This is a genomic window from Niabella pedocola, assembly GCF_021044425.1.
Classification (GTDB): Bacteria; Bacteroidota; Bacteroidia; order Chitinophagales; family Chitinophagaceae; genus Niabella; species Niabella pedocola.
Genome location: NZ_JAJNEC010000005.1, coordinates 952,735 through 976,605, shown reverse-complemented (window position 1 = coordinate 976,605; position 23,871 = coordinate 952,735). Strand labels below are relative to the sequence as shown.

General features: G+C 48.5%; 24 protein-coding genes. 14 read left to right on the top strand and 10 right to left on the bottom strand.

Annotated elements, in window-relative coordinates; all coding sequences use genetic code 11:
• The 3 genes from LQ567_RS11650 to LQ567_RS11640 are packed head-to-tail and all read left to right on the top strand — an operon-like array spanning window position 1 to window position 4,545.
• Window positions 1-2,064 carry an LTA synthase family protein gene (locus LQ567_RS11650; RefSeq protein ID WP_231004682.1) on the top strand — a complete coding sequence of 688 codons (2,064 nt, stop codon included), beginning with the start codon at window positions 1-3 and terminating at the stop codon, window positions 2,062-2,064.
• Between the two features lie 48 nt (window positions 2,065-2,112).
• Window positions 2,113-3,354, top strand: coding sequence for a YaiO family outer membrane beta-barrel protein (locus LQ567_RS11645; RefSeq protein ID WP_231004681.1), 1,242 nt, complete (start codon window positions 2,113-2,115; stop codon window positions 3,352-3,354).
• Between the two features lie 12 nt (window positions 3,355-3,366).
• Complete coding sequence (locus tag LQ567_RS11640; protein WP_231004680.1) at window positions 3,367-4,545, top strand: hypothetical protein; 1,179 nt, start codon at window positions 3,367-3,369, stop codon at window positions 4,543-4,545.
• A 206-nt stretch (window positions 4,546-4,751) separates the two neighbouring features.
• Here LQ567_RS11640 and LQ567_RS11635 read toward each other — a convergent pair whose 3' ends face one another.
• From LQ567_RS11635 to LQ567_RS11625, 3 genes are all read right to left on the bottom strand, one after another.
• Entirely contained in the window at window positions 4,752-5,684 is a 933-nt protein-coding gene (locus LQ567_RS11635; protein ID WP_231004679.1) for a hypothetical protein, read from the bottom strand.
• A 268-nt stretch (window positions 5,685-5,952) separates the two neighbouring features.
• Complete coding sequence (locus LQ567_RS11630; RefSeq protein ID WP_231004678.1) at window positions 5,953-6,438, bottom strand: GNAT family N-acetyltransferase; 486 nt, start codon at window positions 6,436-6,438, stop codon at window positions 5,953-5,955.
• A gap of 142 nt (window positions 6,439-6,580) precedes the next feature.
• Window positions 6,581-9,253, bottom strand: coding sequence for a 4-alpha-glucanotransferase (locus LQ567_RS11625; RefSeq protein WP_231004677.1), 2,673 nt, complete (start codon window positions 9,251-9,253; stop codon window positions 6,581-6,583).
• A 397-nt stretch (window positions 9,254-9,650) separates the two neighbouring features.
• Here LQ567_RS11625 and LQ567_RS11620 point away from each other — a divergent pair, with 397 nt between their 5' ends.
• From LQ567_RS11620 to LQ567_RS11595, 6 genes are all read left to right on the top strand, one after another.
• Complete coding sequence (locus LQ567_RS11620) at window positions 9,651-9,806, top strand: hypothetical protein (RefSeq protein ID WP_231004676.1); 156 nt, start codon at window positions 9,651-9,653, stop codon at window positions 9,804-9,806.
• Window positions 9,807-10,247: 441 nt separating this feature from the next.
• Window positions 10,248-10,760, top strand: coding sequence for an LVIVD repeat-containing protein (locus LQ567_RS11615; RefSeq protein WP_231004675.1), 513 nt, complete (start codon window positions 10,248-10,250; stop codon window positions 10,758-10,760).
• 18 nt (window positions 10,761-10,778) lie between these two features.
• Window positions 10,779-11,531 (top strand): LVIVD repeat-containing protein, encoded by a 753-nt coding sequence (locus LQ567_RS11610; RefSeq protein ID WP_231004674.1) that lies wholly within the window; start codon window positions 10,779-10,781, stop codon window positions 11,529-11,531.
• Window positions 11,532-11,578: 47 nt separating this feature from the next.
• The gene (locus LQ567_RS11605; protein WP_231004673.1) at window positions 11,579-12,430 is read left to right on the top strand and encodes a hypothetical protein; all 852 of its coding nucleotides are present in this window, start codon (window positions 11,579-11,581) and stop codon (window positions 12,428-12,430) included.
• Between the two features lie 75 nt (window positions 12,431-12,505).
• A complete protein-coding gene (locus tag LQ567_RS11600) occupies window positions 12,506-13,297 on the top strand; it encodes a hypothetical protein (protein WP_231004672.1) in 792 nt (263 codons plus the stop codon).
• 31 nt (window positions 13,298-13,328) lie between these two features.
• Window positions 13,329-13,523 carry a hypothetical protein gene (locus LQ567_RS11595; RefSeq protein WP_231004671.1) on the top strand — a complete coding sequence of 65 codons (195 nt, stop codon included), beginning with the start codon at window positions 13,329-13,331 and terminating at the stop codon, window positions 13,521-13,523.
• 4 nt (window positions 13,524-13,527) lie between these two features.
• Here the strand turns inward: LQ567_RS11595 and LQ567_RS11590 are convergent, their stop codons facing one another.
• A complete protein-coding gene (locus LQ567_RS11590; RefSeq protein ID WP_231004670.1) occupies window positions 13,528-14,172 on the bottom strand; it encodes a hypothetical protein in 645 nt (214 codons plus the stop codon).
• Window positions 14,173-14,533: 361 nt separating this feature from the next.
• Between LQ567_RS11590 and LQ567_RS11585 the strand changes: the two genes are divergently transcribed.
• The 3 genes from LQ567_RS11585 to LQ567_RS11575 are packed head-to-tail and all read left to right on the top strand — an operon-like array spanning window position 14,534 to window position 15,783.
• A complete protein-coding gene (locus LQ567_RS11585; RefSeq protein WP_231004669.1) occupies window positions 14,534-14,944 on the top strand; it encodes a DoxX family protein in 411 nt (136 codons plus the stop codon).
• A gap of 6 nt (window positions 14,945-14,950) precedes the next feature.
• Window positions 14,951-15,373, top strand: coding sequence for an acyl-CoA thioesterase (locus LQ567_RS11580; protein ID WP_231004668.1), 423 nt, complete (start codon window positions 14,951-14,953; stop codon window positions 15,371-15,373).
• 32 nt (window positions 15,374-15,405) lie between these two features.
• Window positions 15,406-15,783: a VOC family protein gene (locus tag LQ567_RS11575; protein WP_231004667.1), complete on the top strand. Its 378-nt coding sequence runs from the start codon at window positions 15,406-15,408 to the stop codon at window positions 15,781-15,783.
• 246 nt (window positions 15,784-16,029) lie between these two features.
• Here the strand turns inward: LQ567_RS11575 and LQ567_RS11570 are convergent, their stop codons facing one another.
• Genes LQ567_RS11570 through LQ567_RS11560 form a run of 3 tightly spaced genes read right to left on the bottom strand, consistent with a single transcriptional unit; the run spans window position 16,030 to window position 18,199 of the window.
• Window positions 16,030-16,431, bottom strand: a complete 402-nt coding sequence (locus LQ567_RS11570; protein ID WP_231004666.1) for a thiol-disulfide oxidoreductase DCC family protein — start codon at window positions 16,429-16,431, stop codon at window positions 16,030-16,032.
• A gap of 1 nt (window position 16,432) precedes the next feature.
• Window positions 16,433-16,852 (bottom strand): hypothetical protein, encoded by a 420-nt coding sequence (locus LQ567_RS11565; RefSeq protein ID WP_231004665.1) that lies wholly within the window; start codon window positions 16,850-16,852, stop codon window positions 16,433-16,435.
• 27 nt (window positions 16,853-16,879) lie between these two features.
• Window positions 16,880-18,199 (bottom strand): Gfo/Idh/MocA family protein, encoded by a 1,320-nt coding sequence (locus LQ567_RS11560; RefSeq protein WP_231004664.1) that lies wholly within the window; start codon window positions 18,197-18,199, stop codon window positions 16,880-16,882.
• Between the two features lie 141 nt (window positions 18,200-18,340).
• Here LQ567_RS11560 and LQ567_RS11555 point away from each other — a divergent pair, with 141 nt between their 5' ends.
• Window positions 18,341-19,696 carry a 3-keto-disaccharide hydrolase gene (locus LQ567_RS11555; protein ID WP_231004663.1) on the top strand — a complete coding sequence of 452 codons (1,356 nt, stop codon included), beginning with the start codon at window positions 18,341-18,343 and terminating at the stop codon, window positions 19,694-19,696.
• A 354-nt stretch (window positions 19,697-20,050) separates the two neighbouring features.
• Window positions 20,051-22,321, top strand: coding sequence for a cation:proton antiporter domain-containing protein (locus tag LQ567_RS11550; protein WP_231004662.1), 2,271 nt, complete (start codon window positions 20,051-20,053; stop codon window positions 22,319-22,321).
• A gap of 207 nt (window positions 22,322-22,528) precedes the next feature.
• Here LQ567_RS11550 and LQ567_RS11545 read toward each other — a convergent pair whose 3' ends face one another.
• From LQ567_RS11545 to LQ567_RS11535, 3 genes are read right to left on the bottom strand one after another with little or no spacing between them, the layout of a single operon-like run.
• Complete coding sequence (locus LQ567_RS11545; protein WP_231004661.1) at window positions 22,529-23,152, bottom strand: SprT-like domain-containing protein; 624 nt, start codon at window positions 23,150-23,152, stop codon at window positions 22,529-22,531.
• Complete coding sequence (locus tag LQ567_RS11540) at window positions 23,145-23,564, bottom strand: hypothetical protein (RefSeq protein WP_231004660.1); 420 nt, start codon at window positions 23,562-23,564, stop codon at window positions 23,145-23,147. The genes LQ567_RS11545 and LQ567_RS11540 overlap by 8 nt, the downstream gene beginning before the upstream one ends.
• Window positions 23,551-23,766, bottom strand: coding sequence for an AtpZ/AtpI family protein (locus LQ567_RS11535; RefSeq protein WP_231004659.1), 216 nt, complete (start codon window positions 23,764-23,766; stop codon window positions 23,551-23,553). The genes LQ567_RS11540 and LQ567_RS11535 overlap by 14 nt, the downstream gene beginning before the upstream one ends.
• Window positions 23,767-23,871 lie beyond the last annotated feature (105 nt).

Here is a 23,871-nt window from a genome sequence, read left to right as displayed (position 1 = left end):
ATGAAGCAGCCCTATAAACCCGTTAACAAGGAATCGTTCTTCAGGCGGAGCTTAAAAAGTTCCTGCAAGGATTTTGTGCCGCAACTGCTGATGCTGACCGCGCTGTTCCTGGTATTGCGTCTTTTTGAGATGGGGTACGATGTATACCGCCACCGTTTTAATGCATTTTTCTGGAAGGTTCTTTTTACCGGTTTGTTAAAAGACCTGGCTTTTGTGGCCGGCACGGGCTTCCTGTTGTACCTGGTGTATTTTGTATGTTACCTTTTCAGCCGGAAATGGGCCCGTATTGTTTTTATAGTGCTCGGAAGCCTCTTATGCCTCATACAGCTGGCGCTGGCTTTTTATTTCCAGTTTTCATTCAATTTGCTGGGGGGAGATCTCTGGCAGTATAAACTTTCAGATATCCGGCAAACGGTAGGAGCGGCCGGTGTTAACATAGGGATCTTTGTGGTACTGGCGGTGGTGCTGGCGTTGATCGTATCCTGCCTGGCCATCCTGCCCCGTAAAATAAAGCTGCCGGCAGGAGCCGCTTACGGAGTGGTCATTTTCCTGGCCTTGCTGGTACCGTTCCATCCGGCTTTACAGGCATCAGGGCTGCGCCCCGGAAATGAATATGCCAATAACTTGTCGGTAAATAAGTCCTACTATTTTTATACCGGTACCATCGGTTATTTCAGTCCAAAGGCATTGCAAACAGATATCTACAGTGATTTTTATTCCGGGGATTATGATACGGGTACCATCGTGGCAGATTCACTCCGGGCCTTTCACTATGTAGATGAGGCCCGCTATCCTTTTCTGCGTGCGGAGGATACGCCCGACCTGCTTTCCCCTTTCTTTAACCAGGCAACCCGCCCGCCCGATATTGTAGTGGTCATTGTGGAAGGACTTGGAAGGGCATTTGCAAACAGCGGCGCCCGGTTGGGTAATTTTACCCCGTTTTTAGATTCGTTGTCCCGGGCTGGTTTGTACTGGGAGAACGCGCTGAGTACATCGGGGAGAACCTTTTCGGTATTGCCCAGCCTGCTGGCCTCGTTACCCTTCGCCCGGAGCGGCTTTGCGGAGCTGGGAGCCTCTATGCCTCCGCATGTCAGTTTACTTTCATTGTTAAAGCACAATGGATACCAGACGGCTTTTTATTACGGAGGAGATGCACATTTTGATAATATGGATCTTTTTCTGCAAAAGAATCAGATCGGCGCCATTAAGGATATAAAAAGCTTTCCTGCAGGGTATCAGAAATTACCGGCCGCCAGCACGGGTTTTTCCTGGGGATACGGAGATAAAGAGCTGTTCCGCTGGTACCTGGCTTCGCAGGACCCGGCATCGCCTGCGCCCAGGGTTTCTGTTTTGCTTACCGTGGCCACGCATAGTCCCTTTTTGGTAAATGACCAGGAGGCTTATTTTAAAAAGTTTGAACAGCGCCTGACGGAGCTGCAGTTGCCGGAATCCGAAAAGCAGGTTGCCCGCAACTACCGGGATCAGTACGCCAGTATTTTATATGCAGATGACGCATTAAGGGATTTCTTTACAGCCTATGGAAAAAGAAGTGATTTTGCGCATACGGTGTTCCTGGTAACCGGTGACCATCAGATGCCGGAGCTGCCGCTGAACAGTAAAATAGACCGGTACCATGTGCCGCTGCTGATCTATTCACCGTTATTAAAGCGAACGGCCACCTTTTCATCCATTGTTTCGCATTTTGATGTAACGCCATCCCTGCTGGCCTTCCTGAAAAAGAACTATCCTATGCAGGTGCCTTCGCTGGTAAGCTGGATGGGCGCAGGTTTGGATACATCAAGGGTTTTCCGGAACGTACATGCATACCCGATGATGCAGGATAAAAATGACCTGGTTGATTTTATAGAGGGGACGTATATGGTCAATATGAACACATTGTTTGAAGTAGACCCCCGGCTGAGTTTGATACCGGACGATTCAAAAGAGATACTGAACCGGGTGAGCGGGAGCTTTGACCGGTTTAAGCGAAAGAATCAGCAGCTCATTAATGGGGCCGGTTTGATACCTGATTCCATTTACCAGCGATATACAACAAAAAAATAATGGCTGCAAGGCAGCATACATCTGTATGAATATTAAAAATGATCAACTATGCCAGTAAAACCTTGTCTGTTATGGATCCTGCTCCTGAGCAGTGTACGGCTGTTTGCCCAGGCAGATACGACCACGTCTGACGGGCTGTTCCAGGCTGCGCGGCATGCAGCTTTTGAGAACAAGGATTATGCGTTGGCAAAACGATATGCGATAAAAGCATTGGCGTTAAGTCCGAAGTATGCCGATATCCGGGTGTTCCTGGGACGCCTGTATACCTGGGATAAACAACCCGACAGCGCGCGGGCTTGTTTTGATTATGTGCTGAACGAGCAGCCGGATTATGAAGATGCCGCGATAGCATATGCGGATCTGGAATTTTGGAGCGACCGGAATGAAGCAGCACTGGAAAAGGTAACTGCAGGTCTCCGGTATCATCCGGCTTCGGCGGATCTGCTGCTCCGGAAAGCCCGGATACTGGCCGCCCTGCGCCGTTACGAAGAAGCAGGGAATGTGGTGGACACCCTGCTGAAAAGGAATCAAAAAAACACGGAAGCGCTGGCCCTGGGAAACCGGATAAAAGATGAGCGGTCCCAGAACCGGATCGGTATATCATATGACTATGTGTATTTTGACAAACAGTTTGAGGATGCCTGGCACCTGGCGAGCATCGACTATGGACGCCGGACGGGGATCGGAACGGTGATCGGCCGCGTCAATTATGCCAACCGGTTCCGCGAAAACGGGGTGCAGTTTGAAGTGGATGCGTATCCCCGGATCTCCAATACATTTTACCTGTATGTGAATGCCGGTTACTCCAATAATGTAGGCGTTTTTCCCCGCTGGCGCATGGGGCTTTCTGTGTACGCCAACCTGCCCAAGAGCTTTGAAGCCGAGCTGGGCATCAGGCATCTGTACTTTACCACTACAACCAATATTTATACCGCGTATATCGGCAAATATTACAGCAGCTTTTTATTTGGCGCGCGGGCTTATTTTGTACCGTCCAAAACCACCAAAAACTCCGCATCCTATAACCTTCTTGGCCGCTATTATTTTGGTGGCGCGGATGATTATATCGGGCTGAATATCGGAACCGGTATCTCGCCGGATGAACGTTATCTGACCCCGCAGCTGAATGCCGCCTATTCGCTGAAAACCTATAAGGTCAATGTTGATTTCCGGCATGCGTTCAAATTGAACATTGTTACATTAGGTGGTTCCCTTATCAATCAGGAGTATATGCCGGATACAAGGGGAAACCAGATCCAGGCCGGTATCGGATACATCCGGCGCTTTTAAAGAAGACCCGTTATGAAAATAAATCGCAGGTATGCATATTTCTTTCCCTGGGTGTTACTGCTGATACCGCTTACCATGTGGGTATGCTGGTTGCTGACTCCTAAAAAGCAGCTGGTGGTGGCCATTATCGATAAAACGGCATTAACCACAAAAGGGCAGGAGCATATTTCGCTGACCTGGATCTTAAATCATTACCGGTTTACCAAAGATGCGCACCATCTGTACCAGGTAAGCAGCGATTATTTTGGCTTTTTTCCAAAGCCCCACGAAAAATTCCGTTTAAAAGGCCTGGAGCGATTTGATGCATCGCTTTTGGATAAACTGAGCAATGATGCAGACCTTGCTTATTATACGGATACCTATGGTATATATGCAAATGAATGGTATTTGAAAAAGCAGGTTGCAGAACGCTCCGGTATGGTATATGGCGGGCTGAGTGCAGCGGACGTGGATTTTATGGAAAAAATGAAGCAGCGGCATAAACTGGTTCTGGCGGAATTTAATACCATCGGCTCTCCTTCGGCGCTTACGGAACGGTACCGTTTTGAGCAATTATTTGGGCTTAAATGGACGGGATGGATCGGGCGGTATTTTGATGAACTGGATACGGCTAAAAACAAAGATATTCCCCGCTGGCTGGTAAAAGGATACATGAGCCGGCACAACAACCGCTGGCCATTTAAGAATGAAGGAATTGTTTTTGTAGGTGAGGGAAACACCATCGTGGTATTGGAAGCAGGGAAAGACCTGGCGTCGCCCCTGCCGTATATGGTTACCGAAGAGGCCTTCCGCGATCACTACCGGTTACCCAAAAAGGTCAATTACTCTTACTGGTTTGATATCGTGGTTCCGGATACCCTGGTGAACCGCGTGCATGCCCGGTTTTCCTTCGATCTTACCGCATCGGGTAAAAAGATATTACAGCAGTACAGCATTCCTGCTTCCTTTCCCGCGGTACTGTCGCACAAAGGAGCAGATTACCAGTTCTGGTATTTTTCCGGTGACTTTTGTGATAATCCCATATCGTTTAATACATCCTATTTTAAAGGGATTGAAAAGTTTAAGTTCCTCTTTATGAACCGGATGGATAAAACACAACGGAAAAGTTTTTTCTGGAGCTTTTACCGGCCGCTGATCAGCACGATCCTGAACGAGTACTATGTCGAAAAGAAGAAAGCGGCGCGCCGCTAAAGATACAGGGTGCCGGATCCCGGAGCTAACCAGCTGATAGCGGGTTCCTAAAGACGGGCGGCTGATGGATTAAAGCAGGGCCGTATCAACGTTTAAGATTGATCACCCGTTTAACGGTTCATACGATGTGTAGATCCCCAATCCCGGACCTGATCAGCTGAAAGCTGAAGACTGATAACCGAAAGCTGACAGCTGCAAGGTTCCCGTCAGTTCTTGAGTTTGTACCAGGTGCTGATATGGTGTACGGACACGCCATAATCGGCGTTGCCGCAAAGTATACTTAGTTTTTTAAACTCACTGTACATATACGCTTTGCCTTCTTCGGCATAAGAAACAGCATCGCCTTCGCTCGAAGGAGCGGTTTCTGCTCCCAGGAAGAGCTGTTTGTTTAAGGACGAGGCAAAAGCGATCTCTTCTTTTGATACATCATACATCTTTGCAGCGGTATCGCGGTACGACATAATAAATACACGGGTCGCCTCGCTGATCACCGCTTCGTACAACAGGCGGTTCTGGCCTTTATACAGCACGGTGTCATCCAGCCAGAAAGGGATGTCGAAATCGATATTGCCGGCGGCGGAATATTGACTGGTAACCCAGGTAACAAAATCGATGTACTGTTGCATAATAACGGCGCGGCGTTGGGCAAACGTCGGATCCTGGTGCGGTTCCACATCCAGGTGGATGCCTGCAAAGCGTTTGGTGCCGACCGCGGTATTTTGATATTGGGTGTATTTGTTCATGAGGTTAATAAAACCTGTACGATCGGAGATCCATACATAACTGCCGGCCAGCAGGAATACCCGGATACCCTTACCTGCAGCTTTTTCGATGAACCCACCGGTTGTTTCAGAGAAATCAACGGTAGAGAAATAGATCTCCGTAACCCCGTTTTGCTGGGCAAAATTTAAATAGGTATCCCAGTCTTTTTTGTTTACACTCCACCACCAGGTGCCCAGGGGTTTGTTGATGCCCGGCACCAGCGGGTTCCCCGGTTTTCCCTCGGTACGGAGCGCATCGGTATCCGCTGTGGAAATAAGATCCCCCGCATTTTTTTTACAACCCGCCAAAAGAAGCGCTGCAAGTAAACAAAATAGTACACCGGTTTTTATTGCTTGTTGCGTTTGGTTTTTATACATATCGCATGTCGTTAATTGCGTGCGCTAACAAACGAATAGGAACTGCTTATGAACAGCGGTTATTGCTTGTCAGGCCGGATTGGTTATTTATCGTTTTTTGATCAACGCCCACCACCTGCTAACAGCACTGGTTTCCGGATACTGCCAAACAAGGGTACGCAATTGGCAGGTGAAGATAGGACAATGCCGGAAAAATTGCAATTTCTTCCCTGGTCGTCCATAAACGGCATGCATACACTACAACGGTGGTTGTTGGTGACCGTTAGGTTTACAGTGTTTTCAGCATCCAGATGGTGCAACCGGTATGACCGGAATTGCCCAGCGCATGATCCAGCTTCCGGAACCCCATTTTTTCATACATCCCAACGGCGGTGGCAAACTGGGGCAGGCTTTCGAGGTATACTTCTTTATAATTCAAACGGGATGCGGATTCCAGGCTTTTCAGGAATAATGCCTTTCCCACGCCTTTGCCCCTGGCAGCATCGGAAAGATAAAATTTCACCAGCTCAGTGCAGCCTTCCGGCAGCCCTTCGGTGGGGTAGATACCGCAGCAGCCCAGCAGCTCACCATCCAGTTCGGCAACCCATAGCACGGCATTGGCGGTTTGGAACAACTCAAACAGGTGGTCGGTAGTCGGATCTTCAAAAACGGTATTTTTTGTAGGAGCCCTGAATTCTAAAAATGCCGCGCGGATGATGCGGGCGAGGCTGTTGTTATCCCCTGCTTCAACCGGTCTGATGGTAACTGTGTTCATGCCGCAAAGGTATACTTCTTCCTTTGGATCAGCGATCGGCTTTTGGTATGCAGCTGTCAGGCATCGGTGATGGAACACATCAGGATTTAGAACGGAATCGAACCTCGAACTTTAAACCTCAAACCTGAAACCAAACACCGGTCTACCGTCCGCTATTTACGATCATTGTTTTCAGCAGGTGGGTAAATGCTTTGTTTTCGATGAGTTCCGTAAGCGTCAGGTGCATACGGTACCGCCAGTAATGATGCGGATCTGCGGGGATGTTGATGCGCTCCTCTGCGGGATCTTTTCTCCGGATATGTGCATCCATACCCAGGAAATCCTGCAGCTGGCAAATGCACCACATGGCGGGCGCTGCAAGATGTTGCCGGATGATTTCCCGGTTGATCCAGTCTTCACAATAGCGGGGCGCTTCACCCTGTAGCTGCAGCATTTCATTGTAGAAGGTTTGTGTCAGCTCCCGGTTTTCTTCCCACCAGCCACGGATCGTGCTCATATCATGGGTTGACGGAGACACTACGGAAAGATAGGGCGCATGGGCGGGATTGAAGAAACGGATCCCCGGCTGTTTGGGCATCCGCTGAATCTCCAGGCTGAGGATGCCCAGCTCCTGCATTACCTCCGGAACACAGGATGGCACCAGCCCCAGGTCCTCCCCACAAATCAGCATATTGGTCGATGCTTTTAATTCAGGGAGTTTTTTCATCGATTCTTTTTTCCAGAAAGCATCCTGCCTTTTGAAAAAGTAATCATTATAGAGGGCTTTTAGTTTCACCTGCTGATCATGAGGCAAGGATTGGAACGAAAGGGTTTGATCCAGGCTAAAGCGGGGATGATAACTGGTAAAACCACCGGCCTCCTGTTTCAGCAGCAGTACATTGGCCAGGAGCTGGAACAGCCCCGGTTTTAGTCCCTCCGCATCGCCGTTGCAGGTGAACCAATTTTCAAGTTTGCGTTGTGTATCAAAATCCGGAAGAAAAAAATAATCAAATCCGTTCTCCGTTGCCAGGAATTGTTTTTTAACCAGCGCCGCCTGCTTGCCGAATACCTGGTTCAGCACAATAGTGTTTACGAACGGCGTACAAAAGCGGTCTTCGCTGAACTGGATCCCCCGTTCATGAAATTCGTCGGCTTTCAGCTCCATGCTGGGGTCAAAATAGCCCATGATCCCCTGTACGCCATCCAGGGGAATGCTCCATATTCTGAAAAAGCCAAGGATATGGTCAATGCGGAATGCGTCAAAATAATGACTCATTTGCTCAAACCGGTTCCGCCACCAGCTAAAATGGTCTTCCTGCATGCGGGGCCAGTTGTAAGTGGGGAAGCCCCAGTTTTGCCCGTACACAGCAAAATCATCCGGAGGGGCACCCGCCTGAAGCTCCATATGGTAAAGTTCCGGTGCCACCCAGGTATCGCTGCCATACCGGTATACACCAATCGGAATATCACCTTTGATCACAATGCCTTTTTTATGTGCATGGGCAACCGCGTCTTCTAACTGCAGGTGCAGGTGGTATTGTAAAAAGCAATAAAAACTAACCACGGGATTATTCCGGAAAAGCGCGGCAACCGCCCCCGGATCATACGCGCGGTTCGCTGTCCATTTGGAATAATCTACCGTTTTGTACTGGTCCCGCAGGTAGCAGAATACGGCATAGGGCTGCAGCCAGTAGCGGTTGGTTTCAAAGAAGCGCTTATAGCTTTTTGATTGCAGCTGTTCCTTGCCCAGCCGGTCAAATAATTTTTTAAGGGTCTGGATCTTTATCTGCAATACAGCTTCATAATCGATCTGGGAAAGCGCATTCAGCCGCTCCTTGTCCGGACCGAGGCTGCTCACCAGGTCCTGTGCCTTATCTCCCGCTACCGTTTCCAGGTTCAGGTAGATCGGGTTGAGGGCAAAGGCTGAAATGGCTGCATAAGGATAGGAATCGCGCCAGGTAAATGTGGCGGTGGTATCGTTCACCGGCAGGATCTGGATCAGCTTCAAACCGGTTTGTTGCGCCCAGTCGGCCAGTTGTTTAAGGTCGTTAAATTCTCCGATTCCCAGCCCGTTTTCGGTTCTGAGACTGAATACAGGAATCGCCATTCCCGCTCCGCGCCAGGTATGGTTGGCGCATCTGATAAAACCATCCTGTAAAACAGTGGTTCCATTTTCCGTTGCGGGCCAATCCTGCACCCGGTTTTCCTTTTCCTCGTAAGCTATAAGACGTTGCTGGCTGGTATCATAAACACCGTATTTATATTCCAGTGAAAGCGGCTCCGGTTTTATTGAAAGCTGTACCATCCAGTAAGCTCCCGTCCGTTGCAGCAGCACCGGGGCTGCCGTATTCCAGTTGGAAAGGGCATCGGTATTGCCCAGCAGGCAAACCGCCTGGTGGGCCTCCAGCAAGGGGGCTTTTACCATAAAAATGTAGTTGGCATCCGCTACCGGCACAAGCGGTGCTGCGGGCGCCGCAGGCAGCAATACTTCTTCAAATGGAGCGGTATAAAATACATTTTCGATTGCATCGGTGGCAATCCAGGTATCGTAAATAACCAGCGGATTTTCCAACTGGAGGGGAAGCTGCAGCCGGCGCGTGGTCTTGTATTCGGGTACCCGTTCCCCATCCGCGGTTTGAAACGTATAATAATAGGCGAGGGGTTGTTGAAAGATCTCCGGATCCAGCTCCAGCTCCAGCGTCCAGTAATCATAATTAAGGTACTTCATCAGGATGCCGTTCGCGCCCTGTTCGTTTCCCCAGGTATTTTCTGCACCGCATAGCCATAAACTTTCCCCATACTTTGTATGGAACCTGATATTGAACTGAACTTTCATTATACGTTTTTTTCTGTGAAACCGGCAAGTAACGGGGTTTTCTTGAATAATCGCTGATCTTTTTTTATAAAGATAATGTGTATTTGATACACATTCAAAAAAAGCGCTTGTTTTTTTTGAATGCCGGTGCGCCGGGTTTTCCCGGGACTGTTGTGAACACCTGTGCTTTTTTATTATTGTGCCGGCCTGTATTAAAAGGCACCGGAACGAGTTGCTGTAAGGGTCCCTTACACCAGGCGACTGACCTGCCGGATACCTGGAAAATCGGTCAGCTATACGAAGGAAATTTAAAAAACACGTCGCCGGCCGGGTCTGCAGCCGCAAAAATTAAAAATGTATGTACGCATCGTTTTTTAATATAGCCAGGTTCCCTTATTTTTGTGCAAAATTTCAAAAAATGGCAGCAGCATCAAAAAATAAAGGATTAATGTGGATCTTGTTTTTCCTTTCCACGGCATTTTTTCTGTTCTTGATTTTTAGCCACAACCCCTGGCTGACGCTGGTTCTGCCTTTTGTGACTACTTTTTTTGTAAAAGCTATGGATATTATCTAGGCTTTTTGTACCGTATACGGGAGGTTGTTCTGCAAGACAGGGCAACCTCTTTTTTTTGCCATACCGGGCAGCAGCCCGCTTTTTCAATGAATGCTCCCGTGCGGTACCGGTTGCTTAACATACGTTTTCCTGTATACATTTTTTGAATTGATGCATTACCCCGCTAACGGAAACAGCGGTGGCTGTCTTTTGGTACGGGTGGCTTATGACTTTAGCCCGGGCATTCCGTTGCAATACCCCGATGAATACAAAAAAACAACCGCCTGTTGTTGCGCTTTTACAATGGAGCACGTTTTCATAAACAACAGCGTTGCTGAGTTAAACAAACAGCTGCAGCCGGATACCCCACGGATGACCGGTATTAAACGAACGGTTAACCTGGTTTGTAGCCAGGTTATATGAACAACTGAAACGATCATTAAAACGGATTAAAACCAAGCCATGAAAAATGTAACATTAATGCTTATGGGCACACTGCTTTTATTGTCCTGCTCAAACAGAAAAAATGAAGTAACCGGTTATGCACCGGTTTACGGAGATCTTTCGGAGATGACGGGGGTATCACTGGAGCCTGCCCGGACCGTTGAAAACGGAGGAAAAGTATACGTGTGGGGTGATCTGCTTTATCAGGTGGAAACCGGAAAGGGGATTCATATCACGGATATTGCTGATCCGGCGGCACCGGTACAGAAGGGTTTTATTAAAGCGGGCGGTGCACAGGAAGTGGCTGTAAAAAACGGGTTGATTTATACCAATAGCCAGAACGACCTGGTGATCCTGAAAATTGAGAATAACAAGCTGCAGGTTGTTAAGCGGCTGCCGGCGGCTTTTGGTCAGCTGTCTTCCCCGGCGCTGCCGCCGGAGCGGGGCCCCTTTGAATGCCCCGACCGGTCAAAGGGGATCGTGATCGGCTGGCAAAAGAAAACACTGATCAATCCTGCCTGCTCTTATTAACCCATTAAAAACTTCCAGATGAAACTGAAACAATTTCTTATGATAATGACCAGCTGTATATTGCTGGTACCCGGATGTAAAAAAGGAGATACCATGACCGTCTCCGAATCCGGTAAAGGCGGGTCTACGGCACGCATGACCATCTCCGGCAATTACCTGTACCTGGTGGATCATTCTAAGCTGCACACCTATGATATTTCCGATCCGGCGCAAACGCTCTTGCTGAATACACAGAATGTAGGCTGGAATATTGAAACGATTTTCCCCTACCGGGATAAACTGTTTATTGGTTCGCAAACCGGCATGTTTGTATTTGATAACAGCAATCCCAAAAAGCCGCAGCTGCAGGGGCAGGCACAACATCTGCGGTCCTGTGACCCGGTGGTAGCAGACGAAAATTTTGCTTATGTAACCCTGCGCAGCAATAACAACGGCTGCGGCGGAACCCTGAACCAGCTGAACATTTACGATATACAGGGCATCAATGTACTCAGCCCGAAACAGGTAGCTACCCTTATGATGCCTGCACCACAGGGGCTGGGGCTTACAAACAATATCCTTTACGTATGTATGGGTACAAACGGTTTGAATGTGATCGATGTAACTGATAAAACCAAACCGGTCAGCAAGAAAGTATTGTCAGACGGTACGGATTTTATCGATGTGATTCCTTATGATCATACACTGATTGCCTATGTTAAAGGCGGATTTATTCTTTATAATATCGCCAACCCCGAGGATCCTCAAAAAATCGGAGCCATTCATAACTAAGCGCCCGGTCATGTAATTACCGGTCATTAAAACCTAAAAAAAAATGTATGAGAAAGATACTATTGGTCCTGTTGTTTGCTATAGCGCTCTTGCCTGCTGAGGCACAGGACCGGATCTATACCAAACGGGCAAAAGGGATGATAGAGGCCCAGGTAACAGAAGTAGATATTGAGTTTATAAAGTACCGCAAACCCTCCAACCCGGATGGACCGGTATATACCTATCCACGGAAATATGTAGATTCGATCGTTTATTCCAATGGCACCGCTGATTATTTTTCCACGGGACGGCAGCACCGGCCGATCAGCCGTGAAAAAGCGATGCGGTTGAAGGAGTATGATCAGCTGGGCCCGAATACGGTGGTGGCTTCCGGTGGGATCTTTGACCTGGCCAGCCCGGAGCTGGAACTCAATGCCCCGGCCAATATGCGCAACCGTCCTTCTGCAATTTTTCAGCTTTCATATGAGCGTACGGTGCTGAACAACCGCTTGGGGCTGGATGTGGCGCCATTTGTGGGGCTGAATGACGGCGCATATGGGTTTGGCTTTGCCATGCGTTTTTATCCTAAAAACAAGGGCCGGGTGCGGGTAGGTATGGGGCCGCAGTATATATTGTCTGTAAAGAAAGCAGTCGCCCAGTACCTGGTTACCAATGATAATAGCAACATTCCCTTTTATTATGCGTCCAGCGTATTTGTAAAGGAAAAGGCAAGGTTCTCTTCGCTGGCGTTTACCGGTAAAATAACAGTAAATGTAAACAAGGTTTTATGCCTGGCAGCGAATGCAGGTGTTGGGGGTATTATCGGCGGACTGGCATCCCATAAACATCCGGAAAGCTGGCGGAAAGATATGGACAATGTATACTACAATGCGGGGCTGGGCGTGGGGATCCGTTTTTAAAAGTTGCCTGCTTCATAATCCTGCCCGCGATGGCAGATAAATAACCCGGGTCCTTATCTTGAAACAATTGCAATTATGAAAATCTTACTCACTTTAGTATGGGTGATGGTGATACATGGCAGCGTTCTTGCGCAGGACCGGATCTATCAAAAAGGAACAGCGGCGCCCATCCCGGTTAAGATCCTGGGCCATTCTGCGGTTCATATCCGGTACCGGCCATGGAATACCACCGGCCATCCCCAAAAAATGAACCGCGTTCTTTTGGATTCTGTTGTTTATGAAAATGGCAAAACAATACGCTATCTAAGAGTGAGGGAACGATACCGGAGATTAACCGCAGAAGCAATGAAAGGAAATAACCTGTACCTGGCTCAAACGCACTCCATTGTTTCGGCCGGTTATGGGGTTCACCAGTTTTTTGGCGACCCTTTTTCAAAAGTATACACCACGGGAAAAAGAGAGCCGTCGCTGGTTTCCGGGTTGTATGTTTCCTATGAACGGTGGTTTCTAAACCGTATGATCGGTATTGAGGCGGCTCCTTATATCGGTTTCAATGAAAGATGCTGGGGAATTACGGTAGCACCAAGATTGTATTCGCCAGGAGACCGGCGGCTCCAGTTTGGTTTTGGGCCGGAGTATAGCCGGATGCAGCAATCCCTGGGGGAAAGCACATTGCGCGCTTCTTCTCTTTCATTTTCCGGAAAACTGCTGGGAAGCATCAGCTCGCATTGCAGCTTAAACGGTCAGTTTTATATCGGGGGGGTGATCCACCCGGGAAAACATAATAAAACCTGGACAGACAACGGGTATGCTCGCAGGCTAACCGGTGTTTACGGAGCGCGGGTTGGTGTGGGCTATTGCTTTTAAAACCGGTTGCATTACCTTTAGGGGCTGCAAAATGAACCAGGGCGGTATCCTTATATTGATTATTGTGTATGTGCTTGTAGTTGCCTTCGGTATCCGGGCACTTCTTGCAGACAAGGTATTGCCCCCGCATCTGAAAGTGCTGGGCATTATTGTAATACTGGTCTTTAATATCATTCCTGTAGGGGTCTACCTGCTTTTGCGAGGCGTAAAAGCAGGGAAGCGGTAAGCCCCTAGTTTTGCTGATAAGTAGCCTCCGTTTTTTGGATGGATGCTTTTTGCTGGTTTCCTGCAGATTGAAGACTGCATCCGTTCTTTAGTAAGAAGGCAGCAGCGATCACGACGGCTGCTGCCAGTACCATCCAGGTGATTTTCCGGGACCTGGATTGCTCGGCTTGTTCTTTTTGCTGCGCTTCTTTAATAGCTTCCGAACTGGTTTCTTTTTCGCCCACCCGCAGCGGCACATTGGCATGTTCCCGGATCACTTTCTGGGCAGCGATGCCCGTAAAGGGGGAGAGCGTAACTGCTTGCGGTATAAAGGCAATGCGGAAATCGGGCTTTTCCAGGGTGCCCACATCTTCCCAGACAACCGTTTCCTGGTCGTTTAACCGAACCAGTACATTCCGGGCAAATTCCTCAAATTGTTCCAATGCTTCTACCGTACTCATCTGTTCTTTCCCGGCCAGGAATGCATACAATGCATCCGGGTTTTCGTTGCTTGAAGCCTCCCTGTTTTCTGTGAACCGGATCTCCCATCCCGGGGCTTCCACCGTTTCAAAACCGGTAGCAGCATGTACGGGAATCAGCTGAAAAAGACCGATCCCGGGAACGGTTAATTTTTTTTCCTGGTATAAATAGGCGGACAGTAAAGGGAACATGATGGATTGTTTTACGGGAACGAATATACAATTCCCCGCGTATGTGCGAAAAAGAAAATCACCCCGCATATTGCGCATCAGGAAATAGTTGGGGCCATATGCGCTTTTTTATTTTCGACCTGGCGGATACCGCCTGGCATAGAATGGTTTAAGCCTAATGATAAACAATGGATGCACGGCTTCGAAATCTGTGTGCAAATACCTCGGGTGATGCGCTATCACCAGTTCCGGGCTTTGTTCTGCTTAATGGCCCGTGAGCACTGCCCGGTAATATGTGTTAAAAAAAGGTGGTGCTCCGTGACCGATATCGGCAAGGAGAAAAAGAAAATAATCCCTATGTTTGTTTTCTAATAACATCTGCATGAAATTGCTCAATACAAAATATAAAGACTCAGGTGTAGCCCTGGCATTGCTGGTGCTTCGCGTGGTTGCCGGTAGTGCAATGGCCATAAACCATGGATATAAAAAACTAACCGGTTTTTCGGAAATAGCAGCGAAAGGTTTTTCAGACCCGTTTCACGTGGGTGTAAAAGCATCGCTGAGCATGACCATCTTTGCTGAATTCTTTTGCGCATTGCTGATTGTGCTGGGATTGCTGACCCGTTTGGCAACCATTCCGCTGATCATCGCCATGTGCATTGCTTTATTTGTAGCACATAATGGTGATTTCTTCGGTCAGGGCGAACTTGCGGGCATTTTTCTTGCCGTATTCCTTGTGCTGTTGCTGGTAGGGCCCGGTAAATACAGCGTGGATAAAGCAATCGGCAAATAAGTATATATGTTTACTTCCGCAACACAGCTTCGCGTACGTTATGCAGACACGGATAAGATGGGCGTGGTCTATCACAGCAATTATATTGATTATTTTGAAGTAGCACGTACCGAATCGATCCGCAACCTGGGGATTACCTATGCCCAGATGGAAGCAGCGGGTATCATTATGCCCGTAATAGAAGTGCACTGTAAATATATTCGGCCGGCCACATATGACGACCTTATTACGGTTACGGCGAACCTGCATGAACTTCCGGAAGGACACCGGATCACTTTTCACCAGGAGGCCTACAATGAAAAAAATGAGCTGCTGGCAAAGGGCCATGTGGTGCTTTATTTTATGGAAGCCCGGACCATGAAACGGGCCGCCATGCCGGAGCCGCTGCGAGTAGCATTAAAATCGTTCTTCGAAGGGCCAACAAAATAACCACGACGGTTGTTGTTGTAAAAACAAATCATATGAAAATAGCAAAAGGGCATCAGCCGTTAATGCCTTACCTGATCCTGCTTCACGCAGAAGACTTTATCGGTTTTACACAGCGGGTATTTGATGCCCGGGAGCTATTTAAAAGCTACCGCGATGCAGACAGCAAAGAGATCATGCATGCGGAAGTACAGATCAACGGCTGCAATATCCTGTTTGCAGATGTAACGGAAGGCTATGATCCGGCTCCGGCGAACCTGTTTATTTATGTGGAGGATGCTGCCGAAACCATCCGCAAGGCCGTAAACAACGGGTGCACAGTGATTGATGAACTGGCACAGCGCGATTACGGGTACAGCGGTGGTGTAAGGGATCCGTTTGGAAATGTTTGGTGGCTCACCTCGATGAAATAGCGGTAGCGAGCGGCTTCTTCCGGTTTTAATTTTGCCGCGAAGTACGCACTGAGGAACATGCTGATGGATATCTTAGCGTGCCGGGTGGTAAAAATGTAAACGCAAAGAACGGCAGGCTTTTCGCGAGGTTCGCCAGGATATTTGTCATTACAATTCCTACTGCGGCCTTTGCGGATGCTGCGTAAACTTCGCAGTAAAATTAAAACACAAAGTGCGTGAAGTACCCCAAAGAACGATCGTTTCATTTTACTCAAGAAACTTTGCCTGTAGCCGGGCCGTGGGCCGCATGCATTGACCGGCGCTGCCAAACCAGCGATACCGGTTACGGGCCACCCAGTTGTACAACCGGTCCCGGATAAATGCCGGAACCAACATGCATATATATAACAACGGCCAGGCCCCGTTTAACCTTCGCGCGATCCTCAATGCTGCGGCAGACCTGAGATAGGCCCTGCCGTTTTCGATCAGCACGACAGAACCATAGCTTTGAGGAATGCCATACTGTTGGGTAAGCTGTATGCCCGCAGCAGACTGCAGCGCCGCAAAGCGGAACCGGTCCCTTGGGTCATGTTTTATGATAAACAGTACCGCCCGGTTGCATAAATTACATACGCCATCAAATAATATGACCGGTGCCGGCACCTGCATACTATTTTATTTTCCGGATGGAGAAGGTTACTTTCTGCGTGCCCTTTTCCAGGGTCTTGGTAGGATTGGGTACAATATCCACCAGGCTGAGCTGGTACTGATGGGCGCCCAATATCCCGGTAGCCTGGGCTTCTTTTTTTTGCATACCGCAATCGGCACCGGTACACAACGAAACCGTGGTGCTGCTGTGATCATCACTGATCGCAAGGTCGGCAATGGCTTCCCCTGCCCGGATGCAACGGGCATTCATGGGGCACCGGCTTTCCTGTATCCGGGATACGGTAATCGCCAGGTTGCCATATGATTTTTTTTCATGAAGCGCGAGGCTTAATGTGGTGCCGGTGGCATCGATGACCGGAGCCGTATGTTTTGCACAACCTGTAACAAACAGTATCATGCCTAACCAGAAAACGTATTTCACAAGTAGATCTTTTTACAAAGATACAACCTATAGGGCGGGCAGCTTCCATCCATTTTGATAAACCGGTTTTACCAGTTGCGTGGCCGCCGGGGTGTTGAACTGGTTCCTGGTTTTATCCCAATAGATCTTTTGTCCGGTACGTACCGCAATATTCCCCATATGACTGGCTATGGCCACTGTGGCGGCTGCTTCCACGGGACAATGCAGGTTTGCTTTTTCCCGTGATTTTACCACGTCAATAAAGTTTGCCGTATGCAGGTTCAATCCATTGTCTACCGATTTTGTCCAGGCCACAGCAGCAATCTTGTCTTTCTCCGGCCGCACTTCCCATCCGCCCCGGTTCAGGAGCAAAGTGCCATTCTCTCCGATGAAGGCAATACCGTGCTGCATATTGTACAGGCCCACCCCGGTTGCCAGGTTGTGTTCCCAGCTCATCTGGAAGGAACCAAAATCATACAGGGTCGTTTGCAGGTCGGGGGTTTCCCGGGCATCATCCGGAAATACAAATTTGCCGCCCGTTGCCATTACTGATTTTGGTGCTTCGGCCTGCATACCCATCAGTACCATATCGATCAGGTGCACACCCCAGTCGGTCATCAGGCCGCCTGCATAATCCCAGAACCAGCGGAATTCATAGTGGAAACGGTTCTTGTTAAACGGCCGCTTCTTTGCAGGCCCCAGCCACATGTTATAATCAACACCTGCGGGTACGGGGCTGTTGGGCACCACCGGTAACGGCGTGGATCCTCCCCGGTACATCCAGGTTTTTGTAGAAGCAATGCGCCCCAGTTTTCCGGATTGCACATAGGCGATGGCGTCTTTAAAATGCTGCTGGCTCCGCTGCCATTGACCCACCTGAACCATGCGGTTATATTTTGCCGCGGCTTTCACCATCAGCTGTACTTCAAAAATAGAATTGGCCAGCGGCTTTTCACAATACACATCTTTACCGGCGGCACAGGCATCAATCATTTGTAAACAATGCCAGTGGTCCGGCGTACCTACAATTACTACATCTACATCTTTGTTTTGTAAAAGCTTCCGGTAATCTTTATATACCGTAGGTTTTAGCGGACTGATTTTTTCAAGATCCGCAAGCCGTTGCCGGATAATGGTATCGTCAATATCACAAAGCGCCACACATTGTGTTTCCGGTACTTTCAGCATTGAAGAAAGGTCGGACCATCCCATGCCTTTTACACCGATTACACCAATACCGATCTTGTCGTTGGGCGATACGGCTTTTTTAACCGCGGCTAAAAGTTCCAGCGGAACCATGGCGCCGAGGCCCGCTGCAACTGCAGCCAATCCGGAATTCCGGATAAAAACTCTTCTGTTTGTACTCATCTGGCAATTGTTGTATGAATGTAATATTGACGAATATAGGCCATTTATCAAAACGCTATTTACGAAAACGTTTGAATAGTTAATTTCTGCTGTTTAGCGGAAAGCTGTTAATTTAGCCGGTATTCTTTTAAAACAAAGGCAATGAAAAAAATAATGATGCTTGCCGGAAGTGCCCTGTTGGTGCTTGCTGCTGCTGCCCAGGGTTCGGGGTGGAAAAATCTTTTCAACGGTAAGGACTTTACCGGCTGGAAGCAATTGAATGGTAAAGCAACATATACCGTGGAGAACGGAGAAATTGTAGGTACTACAGTGTATGGGCAGCCCAATTCTTTTATGGTAACCGAGCAGGATTATGGTGATTTTATGCTGGAGCTGGAATTCAAGGTAGACAGTACGATGAACTCGGGTGTGCAATTCCGCAGTGAAAGCAAACCGGATTATAACAACGGTCGGGTACATGGCTACCAGTTTGAAATTGATCCGTCACCCAGGGCCTGGTCCGGCGGTATTTATGATGAGGCCCGGCGCGACTGGCTGTATCCGCTGGATTTGAATCCTGGTGCAAAAAAAGCATTTCGTCAGGGCCAGTGGAATAAGATCAAACTGGAATGCATCGGTAATAATATACGTACCTGGCTGAACGGGGTTCCTTGCGCGTACCTGGTAGATGATCTGACGCCGAAAGGCTTTATAGCCCTGCAGGTACATGGTATCGGTAACAAAAAGGATGAAGGACGGCAGATCCGCTGGCGGAATATCCGCATCCGTACCACCGGCCTGAAACCCGCTCCGCTCGATGGAACTTTTGTAGTGAACATAATCCCGAATAACCTGTCTGCGGCGGAAAAGAAAAACGGCTTCCAGTTATTGTTTGATGGAAACACTACAAACGGTTGGAGAGGTGCATACAAACCGGCATTCCCGTCGAAGGGCTGGATGGTAAACAATGGTGTATTAACGGTGCAATCATCCCAGGGAAAAGAATCAGCCAACGGTGGGGATATTGTGACTCAGAAGGAATACAGCGCCTTTATTCTTGAATTTGATTTTAAACTCACAAAAGGGGCCAACAGCGGCGTAAAATATTTTGTAACGGAGCACGAGAAGAACAGCGGTTCTGCGATCGGGCTGGAGTACCAGATCCTGGATGATGCGGTGCACCCCGATGCAAAATTAGGACGGGATGGAAACCGCACCCTTTCCTCACTGTACGATCTCATTACATCCAACCGTGAAAAGCGGGCCCGTAAGCCGATCGGTGAATGGAATAAGGGTATGGTGATCGTATATCCCAACAATAAAGTAGAACACTGGCTCAACGGCTGGAAAATGGTGGAGTATGAACGGGGCTCTCCGGAGTTTTTAAAACTGGTGGCCATGAGCAAGTATAAGAACTGGCCCAATTTCGGTATGGCACCCAAGGGACATTTGCTGTTGCAGGACCATGGTGATGAAGTGTCTTACCGCTCCTTAAAGATCAAAGAACTGAAAAAATAAAACTAAAAAAACGATGATCGGCAAAGAGCAACCGCTACGGGTTGCTCTTTTGTTTTAAAGGACATCGGATCTCAAGAAGCAGTGTTTTGCTTTTAAGCATACAGCACAGGAAGGGCCGGTGCAGAAGAATGATCTACGGGCACTTTAGGGAGATATAAAGCTGGTGCAACGGACATTGGTAATATAATAATTGCAGCTATAATCTGCGGCACCGCCCGTGATATGCATCGGATAGGGTACGATGCGTTGTGTCAGATCATCACGAATACCTTCTTTATTTTTTCGTTAAACCTTTCCATTTCTGCCCAAAAATGCTTATATTTTCCGCAAACCACAAGCGCGTAATATACATATATGGGGCATTTACCAAAATTGATCGAAGACCTGGCATTGATACTGATGGCCGGAGCCATTGTGACTTTATTGTTTCGAAAAATAAAGCAACCGCTGGTGCTGGGTTATATCATTGCCGGTTTTTTGGTGAGTCCGCATTTTATTTTTACACCCAACGTAGTAGATCAGGAGAATGTGAAAACGCTGGCGGAGATCGGGGTGATCTTCCTGCTCTTCAGCCTCGGATTGGAATTCAGTTTTAAAAAACTGGTGCGGGTGGGAGGCACGGCATCCATTACGGCATTTACCGAGATCATCTTTATCACCGTGGGCGGCTATTTTGCAGGGAAGCTGATGGGCTGGAGCACGATGGACAGCCTGTTCCTGGGCGGGATGCTGGCCAGTTCTTCCACCACCATTATCCTGCGGGCTTTTGATGAGCTGGGCGTAAAGACCAAACAATTTGCCCGCATCGTTTTCGGGGTACTGGTGGTAGAAGATATTGTGGTGATACTGTTGATGGTATTGCTGTCGACCGTAGCGGTTACCAAGAACTTTGAAGGCGGCCAGATCCTTTTTACGGTGTTAAAGCTGTTATTTTTCCTGGGGATGTGGTTTATTGTGGGCATTTTTTTATTGCCCACCTTTTTACGGGTGGCCCGCAAACTGCTGGATGAAGAAACCCTGCTGATACTGGCCCTGGGACTTTGTCTGGGCATGGTGGTACTGGCCACACAGGTGGGCTTTTCTGCTGAGCTGGGTGCTTTTGTAATGGGATCCATTATTGCAGAAACCACGCTGGCAGAAAAAGTAGAGCACCTGATCAAACCTGTGAAGGACCTGTTTGGTGCTGTATTCTTTGTGTCTGTAGGTATGATGATCGATCCCAAGGCCATGGCCACTTATGCCGGTCCGATCTTCTGGATCACCCTGCTCACCCTGTTTGGAAAAATGATCAGCACCACCATCGGTGCCCTGATCTCCGGGCAACCGTTAAAACAGTCGGTACAGGTAGGAATGAGCATGGCACAGATCGGTGAATTTGCATTTATCGTAGCCACGCTTGGACTTTCGCTGGGCGTGATCTCCGAATTTCTTTTTCCCATCGCAGTGGGGGCTTCCGCCATTACCACGTTCACCACCCCGTATCTGATCAAATTTTCGGAACCGATCTATAATGCATTGGTAAAAGTGCTGCCGGAGAAATGGGTGAACCGGCTGAACCGGTATTCTTCCAGTACCCAGCAGATCCAGGCGGAGAGCGACTGGAAGATCGTCCTCAAAACCTATCTGCGGATCCTGGTAACCAATACCATCATCCTGGTGGCCCTATTGCTGGTAAGCAAAAACTTCCTGCACCCATTTATAGACAGCCGGGTACAGAACAGTTACCTGCGCAATGCCATTACCCTGGTGATTTCGCTGGCAGCTGCGGCGCCTTTCTTCTGGGCCTTTATGGCCGGTAAGCCCAAGAACCAGGCCTATAAAGAATTGTGGGTGGATAAAAAATACAACCGCGGTCCCCTCTTTATCGTAGAACTGCTACGGGTAGCCATGGGCATCCTGTTTATGGCCATCTTTGTAAATACCCTGGTGCCGGCACGGATCGCATTACTGGTGGGCATTCCCATTACCATACTGGTACTGGTGCTGTTTTCCAGCCGGATACAAAAGTTTTACCAGCGGATGGAGAAGCGGTTTATGCGCAACCTGAATGAACGCGAGCTGGTGGCTGCTGAAGCCAATGCAGTGGAGAACAACCTGAAGGAAAAGAACAACGAAATGCGAACGAACCTGGAAGCCTGGGATGCACATATCGTAGAAATGGAAGTGAACCCGCAGGCAACGGCAATTGGCCGGGTGCTGATGGACCTGCAGTGGCGGGAAAAATTTGGCATTAATATCGTTTATATAAAAAGAGGAGAAAAGATCATTCATACGCCGGGAAGGCAGAATCGCCTGCTTCCTTTTGACCGGGTGGGCATCCTGGCTACGGATGATCAGCTGGCCGTTTTTAAACCCGTTTTTGATGCCCGGGAGGTGATCAGCGATGAGGATGTCAGCATCGATGATATCGTGTTGCAGAAAGTACTTGTAGATGAGCATACCAAACTAAGAGGACAAACCATACATGGATCGGGGCTCAGGGAGCGGACCAACGGACTGGTAGTAGGTATTGAAAAAGAAAAAGACCGGCTCCTGAATCCGGAGTCATCTACCGTGCTGGAATGGGGCGATATTGTATGGATCGTAGGCGACCGGAAGAAATTACAAAAGCTGATCGTGGAGTGACAGGATCCAGATTCGAGAGTCGAGATTCGAGAATCCAGATACGAGATTTCAGAGTCAGGAGTTGAGGAACCAGGAACGGGAATCCGGCATCAGAAGCTCATAGCTTACTGCTTAAATCCTGACGAATAAATCTGAATGCTCAATTCTGGATTCTGGATTCTCAAATCTGGATTCTCAAATCTCAAATCTCGTATCTCAATCCCATACTTAATCCTGCGGCGCATATACCTCATATACCGGGCTGAATAAATACAGTTTGCCGGTTTTCATTTCAAGACATTCAAACCGTTTGGTCCGTTTCTTTCCTTTTTTAAAAACGCGCCCATCCGGGAGTACAAACAGGGCGCCCGGTGGCAACTCTTCTACCAGGTAATAATGTTTTTTGCGATCGTCGTATCGGTATAGGATCCGCTGCAAGCCTTCCTCTGCGCAGGTAGACGCACCCGGGTTATGCAGGGAGCGTTGCAGTTCGGCCGCAATATCGACGGGGAATACCTTTTTCTGAAGAAACTGCGCCAGCAATTGTCCATAGTGTTGCTTCCATTCGCGGCCATGAGCAGCTACCTTATTTCCAAACTGCTCAAAGGTTACCAGGTGGGCCAGTTCATGCAGCAGGGTGATCAGAAAGGCATATTTATTCAGATTGCCATTTACGCTGATGCGATGGTGTTCCGCGGCCAGCCGGTGCCGGTAATCGCCCAGTACCGAAGAACGGCTTTTGGCAATGGTCAGGTGTACCTTGTAGTGATCCAGGTAGGCCAGCACCGCCTCGTAGGTATCGTCGGGCAGGTATGCGGCCAGCTGTCCCATTGGAACCTGTTTCTTAGGCATTGTTTTTTTTGCTGTTGAATATTTTTTTCAGGGTGGTGGTTTCAATTAGCGAGTAAACAATATAAATACCCAGGCAGATGAACAGCGCCGCCTTGTTGATGCGGCCCTGCTGCGTATAAATATAAATAAAGGCAGCAATGGCGCAGGCAAACAACCGGATCACAAACCCGCTGTAAAAAGTGCGTACAAATACCTGCGGGTTGGGATTGTCGACAGCGTTTGCAGAACGCACCAGGTTCAGCAAACTGATCAGGAATAACAAAAGGTTGCCGGCCAGCACCACTGTAGTATCAATATTCTGTTGCTGCAGGGTGGTTTTCCCAAATATAAAAAGGCCGCTGATGATCACAAACAGGATGATCATAATCCTGATCGGGGTTTTGATAGCGGCTTTTGCACTAAACTGAGTCATTTTTTTTCCGGGTGGTTTCTTTGTAAAGTTGATAAAAGGTTGTTCCTAAAACGAGCAAAGGTAACAGGATTAAAAACAATGGAGAAACGCCGAGTTTTTTATCCAGCCAGATGGCCGCATAAACAGCTACACCAAGCATTACCAGCAGCTGGGCGGTAAGTCCCAGGTACTTTAACCATGGATTGGAAGATCGCTCTTTCATAACAGGACGGGTTGCCGGTTTTTAAATAAACGGAACACCTGCAAATATATTTCAACTGTACGACAAAGTATGACGCTGTTTACGGCAGCACCGGAAATGTGGGTG

Excerpts from the sequence above, each read along its gene's own strand:
- LQ567_RS11550 (WP_231004662.1), top strand. The coding sequence starts at position 20,051 with ATGGGGCATTTACCAAAATTGATCGAAGACCTGGCATTGATACTGATG.
- LQ567_RS11570 (WP_231004666.1), bottom strand. The coding sequence starts at position 16,431 with ATGCAGGTGCCGGCACCGGTCATATTATTTGATGGCGTATGTAATTTA.
- LQ567_RS11640 (WP_231004680.1), top strand. The coding sequence starts at position 3,367 with ATGAAAATAAATCGCAGGTATGCATATTTCTTTCCCTGGGTGTTACTG.
- LQ567_RS11610 (WP_231004674.1), top strand. The coding sequence starts at position 10,779 with ATGAAACTGAAACAATTTCTTATGATAATGACCAGCTGTATATTGCTG.
- LQ567_RS11540 (WP_231004660.1), bottom strand. The coding sequence starts at position 23,564 with ATGACTCAGTTTAGTGCAAAAGCCGCTATCAAAACCCCGATCAGGATT.
- LQ567_RS11650 (WP_231004682.1), top strand. The coding sequence starts at position 1 with ATGAAGCAGCCCTATAAACCCGTTAACAAGGAATCGTTCTTCAGGCGG.
- LQ567_RS11590 (WP_231004670.1), bottom strand. The coding sequence starts at position 14,172 with ATGTTCCCTTTACTGTCCGCCTATTTATACCAGGAAAAAAAATTAACC.
- LQ567_RS11625 (WP_231004677.1), bottom strand. The coding sequence starts at position 9,253 with ATGAAAGTTCAGTTCAATATCAGGTTCCATACAAAGTATGGGGAAAGT.
- LQ567_RS11635 (WP_231004679.1), bottom strand. The coding sequence starts at position 5,684 with ATGTATAAAAACCAAACGCAACAAGCAATAAAAACCGGTGTACTATTT.
- LQ567_RS11535 (WP_231004659.1), bottom strand. The coding sequence starts at position 23,766 with ATGAAAGAGCGATCTTCCAATCCATGGTTAAAGTACCTGGGACTTACC.
- LQ567_RS11560 (WP_231004664.1), bottom strand. The coding sequence starts at position 18,199 with ATGAGTACAAACAGAAGAGTTTTTATCCGGAATTCCGGATTGGCTGCA.
- LQ567_RS11555 (WP_231004663.1), top strand. The coding sequence starts at position 18,341 with ATGAAAAAAATAATGATGCTTGCCGGAAGTGCCCTGTTGGTGCTTGCT.
- LQ567_RS11605 (WP_231004673.1), top strand. The coding sequence starts at position 11,579 with ATGAGAAAGATACTATTGGTCCTGTTGTTTGCTATAGCGCTCTTGCCT.
- LQ567_RS11615 (WP_231004675.1), top strand. The coding sequence starts at position 10,248 with ATGAAAAATGTAACATTAATGCTTATGGGCACACTGCTTTTATTGTCC.
- LQ567_RS11595 (WP_231004671.1), top strand. The coding sequence starts at position 13,329 with ATGAACCAGGGCGGTATCCTTATATTGATTATTGTGTATGTGCTTGTA.
- LQ567_RS11630 (WP_231004678.1), bottom strand. The coding sequence starts at position 6,438 with ATGAACACAGTTACCATCAGACCGGTTGAAGCAGGGGATAACAACAGC.
- LQ567_RS11620 (WP_231004676.1), top strand. The coding sequence starts at position 9,651 with ATGGCAGCAGCATCAAAAAATAAAGGATTAATGTGGATCTTGTTTTTC.
- LQ567_RS11645 (WP_231004681.1), top strand. The coding sequence starts at position 2,113 with ATGCCAGTAAAACCTTGTCTGTTATGGATCCTGCTCCTGAGCAGTGTA.
- LQ567_RS11600 (WP_231004672.1), top strand. The coding sequence starts at position 12,506 with ATGAAAATCTTACTCACTTTAGTATGGGTGATGGTGATACATGGCAGC.
- LQ567_RS11580 (WP_231004668.1), top strand. The coding sequence starts at position 14,951 with ATGTTTACTTCCGCAACACAGCTTCGCGTACGTTATGCAGACACGGAT.
- LQ567_RS11585 (WP_231004669.1), top strand. The coding sequence starts at position 14,534 with ATGAAATTGCTCAATACAAAATATAAAGACTCAGGTGTAGCCCTGGCA.
- LQ567_RS11545 (WP_231004661.1), bottom strand. The coding sequence starts at position 23,152 with ATGCCTAAGAAACAGGTTCCAATGGGACAGCTGGCCGCATACCTGCCC.
- LQ567_RS11575 (WP_231004667.1), top strand. The coding sequence starts at position 15,406 with ATGAAAATAGCAAAAGGGCATCAGCCGTTAATGCCTTACCTGATCCTG.